The 13539-nt window shown below is 71.0% G+C and carries 12 protein-coding genes; 3 read left to right on the forward strand and 9 right to left on the reverse strand.

Features of this window, described 5'->3' with window-relative positions:
- The first annotated feature begins 62 nt into the window (after positions 1–62).
- The 3 genes from ABH940_RS16505 (at position 63) to ABH940_RS16515 (ending at position 3480) form a co-directional block, all read left to right on the forward strand.
- Positions 63–1448 (forward strand): MDR family MFS transporter, encoded by a 1386-nt coding sequence (locus ABH940_RS16505; RefSeq protein ID WP_370105502.1) that lies wholly within the window; start codon positions 63–65, stop codon positions 1446–1448.
- 10 nt (positions 1449–1458) lie between these two features.
- Positions 1459–2772: a GNAT family N-acetyltransferase gene (locus tag ABH940_RS16510; RefSeq protein ID WP_370105503.1), complete on the forward strand. Its 1314-nt coding sequence runs from the start codon at positions 1459–1461 to the stop codon at positions 2770–2772.
- Positions 2773–2949: 177 nt separating this feature from the next.
- Positions 2950–3480, forward strand: a complete 531-nt coding sequence (locus ABH940_RS16515) for a TrmH family RNA methyltransferase (RefSeq protein ID WP_370066517.1) — start codon at positions 2950–2952, stop codon at positions 3478–3480.
- A gap of 21 nt (positions 3481–3501) precedes the next feature.
- On the opposite strand, the gene ABH940_RS16520 is transcribed toward ABH940_RS16515, so the two are convergent.
- From ABH940_RS16520 to ABH940_RS16560, 9 genes are all read right to left on the reverse strand, one after another.
- Positions 3502–4443, reverse strand: a complete 942-nt coding sequence (locus tag ABH940_RS16520; RefSeq protein WP_370105504.1) for a helix-turn-helix domain-containing protein — start codon at positions 4441–4443, stop codon at positions 3502–3504.
- Positions 4444–4613: 170 nt separating this feature from the next.
- Positions 4614–5291 (reverse strand): fumarylacetoacetate hydrolase family protein, encoded by a 678-nt coding sequence (locus ABH940_RS16525; protein ID WP_370066521.1) that lies wholly within the window; start codon positions 5289–5291, stop codon positions 4614–4616.
- Positions 5292–5294: 3 nt separating this feature from the next.
- The gene (locus tag ABH940_RS16530; protein WP_370066523.1) at positions 5295–5579 is read right to left on the reverse strand and encodes a YciI family protein; all 285 of its coding nucleotides are present in this window, start codon (positions 5577–5579) and stop codon (positions 5295–5297) included.
- Between the two features lie 123 nt (positions 5580–5702).
- Complete coding sequence (locus tag ABH940_RS16535; protein WP_370066525.1) at positions 5703–6449, reverse strand: SDR family NAD(P)-dependent oxidoreductase; 747 nt, start codon at positions 6447–6449, stop codon at positions 5703–5705.
- A 37-nt stretch (positions 6450–6486) separates the two neighbouring features.
- Positions 6487–7758 carry an enolase C-terminal domain-like protein gene (locus tag ABH940_RS16540; protein WP_370105505.1) on the reverse strand — a complete coding sequence of 424 codons (1272 nt, stop codon included), beginning with the start codon at positions 7756–7758 and terminating at the stop codon, positions 6487–6489.
- Complete coding sequence (locus ABH940_RS16545) at positions 7751–8662, reverse strand: alpha/beta hydrolase (protein WP_370105506.1); 912 nt, start codon at positions 8660–8662, stop codon at positions 7751–7753. The genes ABH940_RS16540 and ABH940_RS16545 overlap by 8 nt, the downstream gene beginning before the upstream one ends.
- A gap of 34 nt (positions 8663–8696) precedes the next feature.
- Complete coding sequence (locus ABH940_RS16550; protein ID WP_370105507.1) at positions 8697–10493, reverse strand: GH3 auxin-responsive promoter family protein; 1797 nt, start codon at positions 10491–10493, stop codon at positions 8697–8699.
- Positions 10494–10691: 198 nt separating this feature from the next.
- Positions 10692–11909, reverse strand: coding sequence for an MFS transporter (locus tag ABH940_RS16555; RefSeq protein WP_370066534.1), 1218 nt, complete (start codon positions 11907–11909; stop codon positions 10692–10694).
- Positions 11910–12133: 224 nt separating this feature from the next.
- A complete protein-coding gene (locus ABH940_RS16560) occupies positions 12134–13534 on the reverse strand; it encodes a sensor histidine kinase (RefSeq protein WP_370066536.1) in 1401 nt (466 codons plus the stop codon).
- Positions 13535–13539 lie beyond the last annotated feature (5 nt).

Here is a 13539-nt window from a genome sequence, read left to right on the forward strand (position 1 = left end):
GACACTTACCTGCCAAAGGCGGAGTGCATATGTCCATGGCTGCCCCCGGCCGCTTACGGGTCATGTTGAACGAAACCGTGGGCGGACTGCCGACCACCTTCTGGTGGCTCTGGACAAGCACCCTGGTCAACCGCCTGGGCAGTTTCGTAGTCACCTTCCTCACCCTCTATCTGACCACCACGCGGGGCTTCTCCCCCGCCGTCGCCGGGTTGGTCGTCTCCGCGTACGGCCTCGGCGGTGTCTTCGGCTCGATCATCGGCGGCGTGCTGGCGGACCGGATCGGACGGCGGCCCACCCTCGTCACCGCTCAGGTGCTCGCCGCGGTGACCACGGTCGCGCTCGGCTACACGCGGGCGCCGGTGCTGATCGCGGTCGTCGCCGCGCTGCTCGGCCTGACCAGCGGCTGCGCCCGGCCCGCGACCTCTGCAGCCATGGCCGACCTCGTCCCCAGCGCGGACCGGGTGCGGGCGTTCTCGCTGAACTACTGGGCGATCAACATCGGCTTCGCGATCTCCGCGTCGGTCGCCGGACTGATCGCCGCCCACGGCTTTGTGCTCCTCTTCTGGGGCGACGCGATCACGACGCTGCTCTGCGCGCTCGTCGTCTTCCTGCGCATCCCGGAGACCCGGCCGGAGCAGACCTCCGCCGCGTCCGAAGCCGGCACGTCGGAAGCCGGTACGTCGGAACCCGACGAGGGCTCGGTCAGCATGGGCACGGTGGTCCGTGACGGCGCGTTCATGGGCTTGGTGGTGCTGACCTTCCTACTCGCCGTCGTCGAGGGCCAGAACGCCGTCGCCCTCCCGGTGGTGATGGGCCGTCAGGGGTTCACAGCCACCGACTACGGCCTGGTCATCGCGGTCAACGGATTGGTGGTCGTCCTCGCCCAGATGCCGATCAGCAGGGTGGTGGAGCACGGCAGTCGCAAGGCCGCGCTGACCTCGGCCGCCCTACTGCTCGGCTTCGGCACCGCGCTCTGCGCCTTCGCGGGGGCTATCTGGTTCTACGCGCTGACCGTCGTCATCTGGACCTGCGGAGAGATGATCTGGACACCCGCCACCCAGGCCCTGGTCGCCGAGCTCTCGCCCACCCACGGCCGCGGCCGGTACCAGGGCGCCCTCCAACTGGCTTGGCAAGCCAACTCGTTCATGGCCCCGCTGTCGGCCGGTTTCATGCTGAGCGCGTGGGGCGCGAACTCGGTCTGGGCCACGTGCGCCACGCTCGGCGTCGTCTGCGCGGGCGGCTACGTGCTGCTGATGCGCGGCCGGGCCGGCGGTCTCCAGGCCGTGCGGATCGACGACGGTGAGGTGGCCGAGAGCGCGATGGCCGAGAGCGCGATGGCCGAGAGCGCGGTCAACGACGGCGGGCTGGACGGCGGCGCACTCGACGGCGGCGCGCTGGACGGCGGATGCGGCAACAATTCCGGTGCTTCTGCCGACGTCGCCTCCTAGAGTTCGGACCATGGACGAGCCGAAGGTGCAGAAGCAAACGCAGGCGCAGCCGCAAGCGCGGCAGGACGTCGAGATCCGGGTCATCGACGACTCCACCCTGGCCGCCTGGGGCCAGGCGATGAACGTCGGGTTCATGCAGCCCATGGGCGACGGCTCCGCCGACTACCACGGACAGCGCTTCGACCTCGGGCTCGGCCGCGCCCTCGGCGCGTTCGACGGTGAGCGCTGCGTCGGCACGTTCCGCAGCTTCGCCAAGGAGGTCACCCTCCCGGGCGGCGCGACCGCCGTCGCGGATGCGATCACCAACGTCACAGTCTCGGCCACCCACCGCCGCCGCGGCCTGCTCACCCGGATGATGCGGCAGGACCTGGACGCCGCCGTCGCCCGCGGCGAGGCCTTCGCCATGCTGATCCCGGCCGAGTTCGGCATCTACGGCCGTTACGGTTTCGGCCCGGTCGCCGGTCAGCACGGCCGGATCATCGACAAGCAGCTGGCCGGTGGCATGCGCGTGCCCGCCGAGGCGGACCGGGGCAGCATCGAGCTGATCACCCTGGCCGAGTACGCCAAGATCGCCCCCGAACTGCACGACCGCTTCCGCCGCAACCGCCCGGCAGCCGTCTCCCGGGACGCGGTCGTCTGGAAGTTCCGGACCGGCGAGCTGACCAGCCGCAACGGCACCTTCGAGGAGCCGCTGATCGCCCTCTACCGCGATCCGGACGGCAATCCGGCGGGCCTGCTCACCTACAAGGTCATCGACGAGTGGCGGAACTGGCTCCCCAAGGACGTCACCCTCAAGGTCAAGGACTACTTCGCGGTCGACTGGACCGCCGAGGCCGCGTTGTGGCGCTACGCGCTGCAGGTCGACTGGGTTCAGCGGATCGACATCTGGGACCTCGCCACCGATTCCCCGCTGCCGCTGGCCCTGCACAACGGCCGGGCCTGCGTGGACAACGGCGACAGCTCGGACGACTTCTTCTGGGTCCGCATCCTCGACGTGCCGAAGGCCTTCGCGGCGCGGACGTACGAGGCCCCGGGCCGGGTGGTCTTCGAGGTCACCGACGCGCTCGGTTACGCGGCGGGCCGCTACGCGCTCGACGCGGCCGAGGACGGCAGGGGCGTCTGTGTCCCGGTGGGTGAAGACGCCGCGGACGAGGTCGACTTCGCCTGCGACATCAGCCAGTTGGCGACGGTGTACTTCAACTCCCAGCCGCTGGAACGGCTGCAGCAGGCCGGGCTGGTGCAGGAGCGCCGACCGGGCGGCCTCCGGCGCGCCCAGCGGGTGCTCCGCACCGACCGCGCGCCGTGGTGCCCGGACACCTTCTGACCCTCGGCATCACGTCCCGTGCAGCCACCGCCACCGCCATCGCCTGCCGGCGATATTCCGTGGCTGCACGGGACGACGACCGCCTAGCCTCGGCGGCATGACTGCCTTTTCCTTTGACTGCGGCCCCGGTGACCGCCGCACCAATGACCGGCGTACCGGCACGACGACCTCGCGGAGGTGCGCCTCCGCTCGGCCGTGAAGGCCCGCGTCCGCACGCCCGCCGAGCTGAGCGGGATGCGGAGACGACGCGGCCACCCCTGCTGGGACCACCTCTACGCCGCGCCGCTCTGGCCGCTGCACGGCGCCAACCTCGGCACCCTGCTGCGCACCTGCGACGCCGTCGGTGCCTGCATGGTCGCGCCGCGCTTCCCCTGGGTGGACGAGGCCCTCGCCCGCGGCAACACGCTGCGCCGCCCGTCCTGCGTCCACCGCACCGGCGATCCGCTCGGCTGGCTGAACCGCGCCCGTGACCGCGGCCACCGCATCGTCGGCGTCGAACTCGCCGATGAGGCCGTCCGGTTGGCTGATCTCCCGGCCGCCCGCGAGCCGACGGTGATGGTTCTCGGCCACGAGCAGACCGGCATTCCGCCTGAAGCGCTCGACCTGCTCGACGCGGTCGTCGAGATCCCGATGATCGGCCGCGGCGCCAGCCTCAACGTCGCCGTCGCCGGATCGCTCGTGCTCTACCGGCTCGCCGGAATGCTCTGACCTGCGCCTTCTGGCTGCTTGTCAGCCCTGCTCACGCTCCTCCCGCTGCTCCCGCTGCTCCCGCTCCTCGCGATCCACCGCGATCCACAGCTCCGCCACCGCACCCGCACCGGCCTCCGGCCGCATCCCGGCGTTGCTGCGCACGCGCAGCAACGTCGGTGCGGGGCGGTGGCCGTAGGGGTTGGACGGGAACCACTCGGTGTAGACGTCGCGCCACAGATGCTGCAACGCCTGCGGGAACTCGCCGGTGCTGGTGAAGACGGCCCAGCTGCCGGCCTCGACGGTGTACGCGTCGAGGTCCGGCTCGGCCGCCGCCCGCTCGGGCGACGTCACCACCGCGTGGTAGTAGTCGAGCAGACTGCCCTCGTCCCGGTTGTCCGGGTCGTGCGGCAGCGTGCCCGAGACGATGCCCTCCGGCTCCTGGTCGGACAGCGCGGTGATCCGCGCCATGGTCTCCGCGTCGATCCGGCCGATCATCTCGGCGATGTGCGGGTTCACTCCCGCGTGGATCTGCGGGACGGTGGCCTTACGGCCGACGATCGCCAACTCGCCCTTCTCCACGATCCGGTACTGCATGGTGCTGCTCCCTTCGACGACGAGCCGGAAGGTCATCCGCGGCTGCGACCGCAGCACGGCACCGGCGCCCGCCCGGCGGGCCTCCCCCGGGCCGATCCCGTGCATCGCCCGGAACGCCCGCGCGAACGCCTCGCCCGAGCCGTAGCCGTAGCGGACCGCGATGTCGAGCAAGGTGTCCTCCCCGGCCAGCACCTCGGCCCCGGCCAACGTCAACCGCCTGCGCCGGACGTACTCCGACAGCGGCATCCCGGCCAAGGCCGAGAACATCCGCCGCAAGTGGTACTCCGAGGTCATCGCGACCCTCGCCAACTCGGCGGCGTCGACGCCCTCCTGGTCACCCAGGTGCGCCTCGACCCACGCCATCGCGTCGTTCAACGGCTCCAGCACGCCGACGGCTCCTTCCGTTTCCCTTTCGATCACCGAGCCTAGGAAGCGTGCCAGGTATCGGACCCGACATCCTGTGCCCGCTCCGGTCGGGTCCCGCCGGTAGGAAAGCACTGCCGCGCGGCGTGCGGCGTGCGGCATGCGGCGTGCGGCGTGCGGCGTGCCGCGTGCCGTCAGGCCAAGGGGGGCAGCGCGGTCGTCCCCGGATCGACCGCATCACCCGCCTCGGCCACCGTGTGGGTGAGCGTGCCGATTCCGGCGATCTCGACCTCGACGTGGTCTCCGACCCGCAACGGGCCTCCCCCGCCCGGCGTGCCGGTCAGCAGCACGTCGCCGGGCTCCAGGGTCATCAACCGGCTTACCTCAGCGACGAGTTGCGGCACCGGCCGGAGCAGCCGTGCGGTGGTGCCGTCCTGGCGCAGTTCGCCGTTCACCCTGGTCCGGACGGCCAGGTCGGTCGGATCCAGGTCACGGACGATCCGCGGTCCCAGCGGGCAGAACGTGTCGTAGCTCTTGGCCCTGGACCAGTGCCCGGACGCCGTGCCGACATCCCAGGCGGTGACGTCGTCCGCGCACGTGTAGCCGTAGACCACGTCCCGGTACGCCTCCGCCGGGACGTCCTTGCACCGTCGCCCGATGACGACGGCGAGCTCCCCTTCGAAACGCACCTCACCGGTCGCGGCGGGCAGCCGCACGGCGTCCCCGGAGCCGATCACCGCGGTGGGCGGCTTGAAGAACACCGCGAGCGGTGCCGCTCCGGCCGCGGCGACGTCGTCGCGGTCACCGTAGTTGCGCCCGATCACCACGATCTTGCCCGGCCGGCCGGGCAGGGATTCCCAGTCGCTTGCCATGTCTCAGGCACCGGCCAGCGGACCGAAGTTGACCTGCCACTCGCGGATGACGCTCTGCTTGACGTACCCGGCGCGGATGTAGGGGTCGTCGGTGAAGAGCTCGGCCAGGGCCGCGCGGTCCGCCGCGCGGTAGACCAGCACGCCGGTGTTGTCCTGCGGCAGCGGGCCACCGGCCAGCAGGACGCCCTGCTCCACCAGCTCTTTCAGGTGCGCCTTGTGCTCCGCGTTGACCGCCTCGCGGCCCGCCCGGTCGACGGCGTAGGTCCATTCGACAATGAAGACTGCCATGTGCTCGTCTCTCGCTCTCTCGTGCTCGTATTCGTGTCGCGCAGTGCGCGGTTCGTGTCGCGCGGTGCTCGTGTCGCGCGGTGCCCGTGTCGCCCGCGTGCGGGCGGCGGGTGGACGCGGGGCTCAGATCCAGATGCCGCCGTTGACGTCGGTCACGGTGCCCGTGCTGTAGCCGGACTCCTCGGAGCAGAGGTGCAGCACGCTGCCGGCCGCCTCGCGGACGGTTCCCATCCTGCGCATCGGGATCTTCGAGAGCACCGCGGCCTTCTGCTCCTCCGGACGGCGCTCCCAGGCGCCTGCGACCCGGTCGGTGGCGATCGGGCCGTGGGCCACGACGTTGACCGTGACGCCGTAGGGCGCGAGCTCGTACGCGGCCTGCTTGGTGAAGCCGATCACGCCCGCCTTCGCCGCCACATACGCGGCGTTGTTGAAGTGGCTGTACGTACGCCCCCCGGCAGACGCGAAGTTGACGATGCGTCCGTAGCCGGCCTGCTTCATCGCGGGCACACAGAGCCGGGTGGCGGTCAGCACCGGCAGCAGGTTCTCCGCGACGGAGTGCCGCAGGAACTCCTCGTCGAGCTCCGTCACCGGGACCACGCGGGTGTCGCCGCCGGTGCCGTTCACCAGGATCTCCGGGGTCCAGGCGCCGGTCAGCGCGCCCAACTGCCTTTCGCTCTCCGGGACATCGAGGATGTCGCCGACGATCACCTCGACCTCGGTCGTCCCGGCCAACTCCGTGGCGAGGGACTTCACCGCGGCCTCGTCGCGGTCGAACAGGACGAGCCGCTCGCCCTTGTCCGCCAGCTGTCGGGAGAGTTCACGGCAGATGCCGCCGGCCGCGCCGATGATCAGGGCAGTGCGCTGTGTCATGTGAGTGTTCCTTTCTCGAATCTCGAACCTGTGGAAATCAGTCGAAGCCCGGGGAGAACCGGAGCAGGGCCGGTGACGGGACCACGCCCAGGCCCGGGCCCTGCGGCACCGCGGCGAGATGCCGGGCGCGGTCGACCCGGTACGGAGGCTCAGTCAGCGGCGGATCGAACCACTCGTCCTGACGGCCGGCCTCCACCGCCAGCAGATCGGCGAGTTCGGCGCCGAGGATCCGGCCGACCACCCAGAGCGGCCCGACCTCCGCCACCTGGACGCCCACCTGCAAGCGCAGCCCACAACGCCGGGCAGCCGCCGCGACCTTGAGTGCGCCGATCAGACCACCGCACTTGGAGACACGCAGGTTGACGGCGTCCGCGGCCCCCAGTGCGGCGGCGGTTGCAACGTCCCCGACGTCGACCGCGGACTCGTCCAGCATGACGGCCATACCCGTCTGTTCCCGGATGCGCCGCAGCTGTGCCCAGTCGCGCGGTGCGGTGGGTTCCTCCAGCCAGTCGGCGAGCCCGCCCAGGAGCTCGGCGGCGCGCAGGCTCTCGTCGCCGGTCCACGCGGCGTTCGCGTCCACCGAGACCGTCACCCCGGCGGCCCCGATGTCGGCGAGTTGCCCGCGAAGCGTACGGGCCTGGCGCGCGGTGTCGGCGGCGCTCGGTGAGGCCTTCAGCTTCACGTGCCGCAGCGCGGCGGCCGCAGTCGGGCCCAGGGCCGCGACACGTCGGTCCGCGCCGCCCGCCAGATCCACCACCAGCGTGACCGGCCGCTGCTGCGGCTCCTCTGCGAGCAGTCCCGAGGTCCCACCCGAGGCCCTGCCCGACGTCCCAGCCGACGTCCCGCCGGACGTCTCTGCCACTACCGGCAGCACGGCCCGCACTATGTCGCGCAGCGGCCGCTGGTAGAGCCTGCACCAGGCATCCAACAGCGCGGTCTCCAACGCGGCAGCGGCGGCCGGAGCCCGTCGCAGACCGCCCAGGAGGCGCGGCAGGTCGAGCAGGGCCAAGGCCCGCGGCCCCTGCTCGAACACGGCGCCCGAATCCCGGAGTTCACGCAGCAGTGTGAGCGGGAGCGCGGCGTTCTCGCCGGTCAGCACCTGTTGTGCGCTCTCGGTGGTCTCACCGGTGACATAGGGTCGGGGCGCTCCCTCACCCCAGCCGGTCACGCCGTCGAGGCGGCAGCGGACCAGGACGGACTCCGCGTGGTCCCGCACGTGCGCGGCGTGGGCGAAGGAGCGTCGCATCGGCACCCGCGCGGTGGACACCGTCAGCGCGTCCGGCAGCGCGGGGGCGGCGGTCTCAGCCATGCTGCCTCGCACGGACGTACTGCCGCGGCTGAGCCGCCTTCACGAAGGCGGCGGTCCAGGCGATCAGTCGGTCGCGGACCCCGGTCTGCAGCAGGTAGTGCCGGTCGGTGGGCAGCATGCTGATCTCGCCACGCCCACCGGTGAACTGGATGAACGTCCGATGCGCGTCGTCGAGATCGATGATCGGGTCCGCCTGCCCTGACACGAACGCCGTGGTCACCCGGTCCGGCAGCGCAGGAGCGTCCGGCGACAGGTAGATCTGCTCCAACTGGAGCAGTCGGGCCCGGGAGCGGCCGGTCAGGGTGCGGACCGCAAGGTCGTCGCCGTCGATGAAGCGGCGGTAGCGGTCCTGGTCGGTGAAGTCCGCCGCGGACAGTCCGACGTCCTGCTGCTCCGTGCTCTGGTCCCCGGCCAGGGCACGCAACCGGTCGGCGGGCAGGGTGGCGTGCAGCTTGCCCAGCCAGGCCGAGCAGAACACCGCAGCGTCATAGGCGGTGTCCAGGGTGCCGGACTTGAGCAGGGCGGCGAGGAACGAACCGCCCAGGCAGTGGCCGAACAGACCCAGCGGCACGTCGTCGCCGGTCAGCTCGCGGACGGCCCGCAGCGCCGCCCGGTGGTCCGCAAGGACGGTCGCGACCGCGGGTATCTCGCCGCGGGCGCCGGGGCTGGTGCCACTGCCGCGCCGGTCGAGGACGAAGAAGGCCACGCCTCTCTCCGCGAAGGCCGGTCCGGTCTCCCACATCCAGCCCGAGTGGCTCTGCAGGCCGTGGAAGTAGAAGACCGCCGCTCTCGGTCTGGTCGGCCGCCACACGTGCAGGTCCAGAGTGATGCCGTCGCAGACGACGGGGATGATCTCCCGTCGGATGTCGACCCCGACGGGACTCGTCGCCGTGGATTCGAACATGTTCCCCCTCCTTCGATGCGCCGTCACCCGGCGCTCAGCGGCCCAGAATCTGCTGGACGAATGCGGTGTCCTGCTGGAATGGCTTGTACTTGTACTGCGTGCCGTTGCCCTGGGTACGTCGGCTCTCGACGTACCGGGACACGGACTGCCTGGAGGCGAGGTGTACGGCGAGGGGGCCCAGCCGCGCGCTGTCGCGCTTGGAGGCGTACTCGATGTTGATCCGCGCCAGCGCCCGATCCACCGCGTCCGAAAGCCGCGCCTCGACGTCCGCTTCACCGCTCGGTTCGCCGACCGGTTCGACAGCCGGTTCACCGCCCGGTTCACCGCCCGGTTCGCCGGCCTCGGGGTCCGGCGCCGAAGCGGCCTGGGACGACTCGACGACGACCAGGTAGCGGGGCGGCTCCTCCCACTCCGGCCCGCACAGGTAGAGCCCGAGTTCGAGACCGAGTTCGGCGAAACCGTCGCGCAGCGCCTCGGTGACGTGCCCCTCGGTCAGCTTCTCTCCGGTGAAGGAGTGGAAGACGCCGTCGCGGCGGACGAACCGGATGCACGGCACCGCACCGACCGTGCGTTCGACCCGGTAGATGTCGCCCGTCCACAGCCGGTACAGGCCGTTGGCCTGCGACATCACCAGGTGGTAGTCGCGGCCGGCCTCCACCTCGTCGAAGAGCAGGGTCTCGAAGTGCTCGCCTGCGTCCAGGAGTTCGCCGACCGGAACGTCGGCGGGCACGAACTCGTAGAACGCCTGGTTCACCGAGAGCGGCTGGCTGACCGGGTCGGCGTCGACGGGGATCGCCGTGACGCCCTCGGTCCCGCAGCTCATGAAGGGCAGCCGGGCCAGTCCGGGCAGGACGGCGTCCAGCTTCTGCTGGTACAGCCCGGCGCTGCCGGAGAGCCAGCAGCTGTACCCGGTGAGCCCCGGCCAGACGTCCGTGAGCCGGAAGTCCGGGTCGGCCAGGACGCGGTCCAACCGTTCAGCCCCGGCCGGGTCCGGGCTGCCCCAGGGCTCCCCGAGCAGGGTGCCCTCGCGTACGTCCCGCACCAGTTCCGCCCGGTTCTCACCGATCAGGTCGCGGAGCGAGATCAGCGTGCTGGGGTTGATCGCCGCGATGAAGTGCAGGTCCCGGCCGAGCATTGCGCGGATGCGGTGGTACATCCGCCCGTCGTGGCTGTTCGGGGTCTCCGGCCCGAACCACGGCGCCTCGTACCACGGCGGGTTCCAGTCCCCCTCGTTGAGCCGGGGATGACGGTTGCTGATCGCCTGGTGCGCCACGCCCTGGACGAACTCGCTCGCGTCCTCACGGACGGTCTGGGTGTCCAGCGTGGCGTAGGGGTGGGCGAGGATCTCGGGGTGGAGCCGCAGGTAGGTTCCCCACATCGCCCGGATCGCGGGCATGCGGTAGGAGAGCAGCCAGTGCCTGGTGTACGGAACCAGCTTGGGGTCGCCCGTGGTGCCGCTGGTGCGGAGCCAGCGCAGGACCGGACTGCAGGTCAGGATGCCGCCCTTGGTGCGGGTTTCGCGCTCGATCAGCGGGACGAAGTCGTCGTACCGCATCACCGGCAGGGTCGCCCGGTACGCCGTGGCACGGTCGGCGGGTTCGGCGGCTGCAACGGCGTCGTACCCCCGCTCACGCCAGTGCGCGGAGCCCGCGCTGACGCCGACGATGTCGGCGAGCACCCGGTCCTGTGCGGCGTAAGGATCGGCGAGGTCCCGCACCAGGGCGTCATGAGCGGCAAGGCACTCGGCCTGGAACCCAGGACTGCGCTCCTGCCAGTCGGTGAGCCAGGCAGGCTCGGAACGGTCACCGCAGAGAGTCTGCGACGCGGACATGGTTCTCCTCGGTCAGTGGTCGTGTCGGTGGTCGTGAATGTGTCGGCGGTCGAAAATGCGCCGGTAGTCGTAAATGTGTCGGTGGTCGTAAATGCGTCGGTGGTCGTGAACCTGTCGGTGCGCGGCTTCCACTGCCGCGCCCTGCCCGGCCCCCGCGGTATCGGCGCTCCCCGGTGCGCCGTGGCGGACGACTGCGCGTCAGCGCGCCTTCCGGAGCCCGAACAGCCAGATCAGGCAGACGCAGGCCCCGATGGCGGCACCGAGCACGGAGACTCCGTCCCAGCCGTAGTCGGCGTAAGCCAGCGACGCCAGGGACGAACCGACGACGCCGCCGCTGAAGTAGCAGGTCATGTAGGCGGAGGTGAGGCGGCTCCGGGCCTCGGGCCGCAGCCGGTAGATCTCGCTCTGGTTGGTGATGTGCATCGCCTGGCAGGCCAGGTCGTAGCCGATGATTCCGACGATCAGCGCGATCAGGGAGTGCTGTCCGAAGCCCATGGGCAGCCACATCACCGTCAGCAGCAGGCCGCAGAGGCCGGTCACGGCCCGGGCGCCGCCGCGGTCCGCGAGGCGGCCTGCCAGCCCGGCGGCCACCGCGCCGGCCACACCGGCCAGGCCGAAGAGGCCGATGATGTCGGGGGCGAAGTGGTAGGGGTTGCCGGCCAGCATGAGGCTGATCGGCGTCCACAGGACGCTGAAGCCGGCGAAGGTCAGCGCGCCGTACAGGGCGCGCAGGCGCAGCACCGGCTCCTCGCGCAGCAGCGAGAGCACGGAGCGGAGCAGCGCGCCGTAGCGCAGGTCGGAGGTGGGCGGCGCGAGGGGCAGCCGGGCGCGCAGCGCCCCCGCGAGCAGCACCATGAGTCCTGCCGCCACCCAGAAGACCAGGCGCCAGCCGCCCAGTTCGGCCAGGTATCCGGCGGCGGTGCGGGCCAGCAGGATGCCCAGCAGCAGTCCGCTCATCACCGTGCCGACGACCTTGCCGCGTGCCTCGGGCGCCGCGAGGCCCGCCGCGAAGGCCACTAGCATCTGCGCCGTGGTCGAGAACAGTCCCACGACGGCGCTGAAGAGATACAGCAGCCCCGCGTTCGGCGCGACGCCGACAGCGGTCAGTGCCACCGCGCTGAGCAGGCACATCGCGGTGACCAGGCGCCGCCGCTCCAGCAGGTCGCCGAGCGGCACCAGGAACAGCAGACTGAGCGCGTAGCCGATCTGAGTGATCGTCACCACCAGTCCGGCGCCGGAGGTGCTGAGATGGAGGGCCGCGCGGATGTCTTCGAGAAGCGGTTGGGCGTAGTAGAGGCTCGCGACCGACAGACCTGTGGCCGTCGACAGCAGCAGCGTCGTTGCGCGGTCCAGGCCTCGCCGGTCACGTGTGGACGGCAGGCTCGCGGCACCCGCATGCACGCTTGTACTGGTCATGACATGGCTCTTTCGAGGAGATTCGAGGAGAGGTGGGTAATCGACGCGCGGTGCACACGGATCGCGAGGCAGCAGAGCGGCGTCAGGAGTCCGCGACGGCGCCGTCCGGGGTGGCGGTCGGCACTCTGCGGTCGCGGTGACTCACGACGGGAACGTTAGCCGGGCCGTGTTATGCCAACGCCCGTTCCTGGCACGCGAAGTGGCAGGACTGCGCAAGATCTCTGTCAATTCTTCGTCTTCGTCACGGACTGCGTGACGACGGGCGCGGCCAGGCGGATCCGGGCGTCCAGGCCGGGGCTGCCCTCCGCAGCCAGCAGGTCGAGTTGCCCGCCCGAGGAGCTCACCAGCATCGTCGCGATGGACAGCCCGAGCCCGCTGCCCGCGAGCTTCCCCTGCGGAAGCCGCCAGTGCCGGCGCACCGCGAGCTCACGGTCCGCGGCGGTCATGCCCGGCCCCTCGTCCCGGACATGGATGTCGACGAACGTCTCGCCCGGCAGCACGGCCACTGCGATCTCGCCGTTGGACGGGCTGAACCTGATCGCGTTGTCGAGCAGCACGTCCAGGGCCTGTTCGAGCGCACCGGGGCGCGCCACCACGAAGACGGAGGGGCAGGGTGTGCTGTAGATCCGGACGTGCCGCTGCCAGGCCACCACCGACCAGGACGACGCCCGGTCCGCCACCACCGCGGCCACGTCCACCTCGGTGATCTGCTGCTCCTCGTTCACCACCCGGGAGATGTCCAGGATCTCCGACAGCGTCTGCCGCAGGTGGTCGATGTCGCCGAGGATCTTCCGGTAGCCGCCCCGGCCGCCGTCCGCGATGTGCGGCTCCAGGTTCTCCAGGCGCAGGCTCAGCGCCACCAGCGGGTTGCGCAGTTGATGCGACGCGTCGGCGAGAAAGAAGCGCTGCCGCTCGACGAGCGCCTGCACCGTGCCCGCGAGGTGGTTGACATGGGCGTTGAGCGTGCGCAGTTCCGGCGGCCCGCGATGGACCGAGATCCGCTCGACGTCATGCCCCCGGGTCAGGGAACGCACCGCGGCCTCGGTGGCCTTGATGGGACGCAGCACCCAGGCCGACAGGAACCAGACCATCGCGGTCGTCCCGAGGATCGCGATCAGCGCACCGGCGCCGAGTACCGCCCACCGCATCGCGATCGTCCGGCGCAGGTCCTCCGTCGGCACCCCGATCAGGAACGCGTACCAGCGGCCGTCGGTCAACTGCCACTCCTGGGCGATGACCAGGGGACGGGACGCGTCGGGGAGCAGGCTCCCCTCCTTGATCACATGCTCACCCCGGAAGGCACTTCGCACCGCCCCGGAGTTCTCCCGGTAGAAGCGCGCAGGGGACGGCCCCGAGGCGACGACCTCCCGGCCGGACTGGTCCACGACGATCGCCGTGGCTCCGCGCGCCGCCGTGAACTCGCGCACCAACTCCGGGAGTCGGGTGGGCAGTTCATGTGCGCTCAGCTTGACGATGGGCGCGATCAGATACGCCCGGTCCAACTGTCCCGCGTTCTCCAGGTCCGCCCACGCGTTGCGGGCGACGAGCACGGCCAGCGGGATCCCGAGCACGGCGACGATGAACGAGACCAGGCTCAGATTGGCGATCAGGTATCTGCGTCGCACCGCGA

Origin of the sequence: Streptacidiphilus sp. BW17 (assembly GCF_041262485.1) — a bacterium.
Taxonomy (GTDB): domain Bacteria; phylum Actinomycetota; class Actinomycetes; order Streptomycetales; family Streptomycetaceae; genus Streptacidiphilus.

Coding starts and splice junctions, on each gene's coding strand:
- ABH940_RS16505 (WP_370105502.1), top strand. CDS start 63: ATGTTGAACGAAACCGTGGGCGGACTGCCGACCACCTTCTGGTGGCTC.
- ABH940_RS16510 (WP_370105503.1), top strand. CDS start 1,459: ATGGACGAGCCGAAGGTGCAGAAGCAAACGCAGGCGCAGCCGCAAGCG.
- ABH940_RS16525 (WP_370066521.1), bottom strand. CDS start 5,291: ATGGCAAGCGACTGGGAATCCCTGCCCGGCCGGCCGGGCAAGATCGTG.
- ABH940_RS16530 (WP_370066523.1), bottom strand. CDS start 5,579: ATGGCAGTCTTCATTGTCGAATGGACCTACGCCGTCGACCGGGCGGGC.
- ABH940_RS16535 (WP_370066525.1), bottom strand. CDS start 6,449: ATGACACAGCGCACTGCCCTGATCATCGGCGCGGCCGGCGGCATCTGC.
- ABH940_RS16540 (WP_370105505.1), bottom strand. CDS start 7,758: ATGGCTGAGACCGCCGCCCCCGCGCTGCCGGACGCGCTGACGGTGTCC.
- ABH940_RS16545 (WP_370105506.1), bottom strand. CDS start 8,662: ATGTTCGAATCCACGGCGACGAGTCCCGTCGGGGTCGACATCCGACGG.
- ABH940_RS16550 (WP_370105507.1), bottom strand. CDS start 10,493: ATGTCCGCGTCGCAGACTCTCTGCGGTGACCGTTCCGAGCCTGCCTGG.
- ABH940_RS16555 (WP_370066534.1), bottom strand. CDS start 11,909: ATGACCAGTACAAGCGTGCATGCGGGTGCCGCGAGCCTGCCGTCCACA.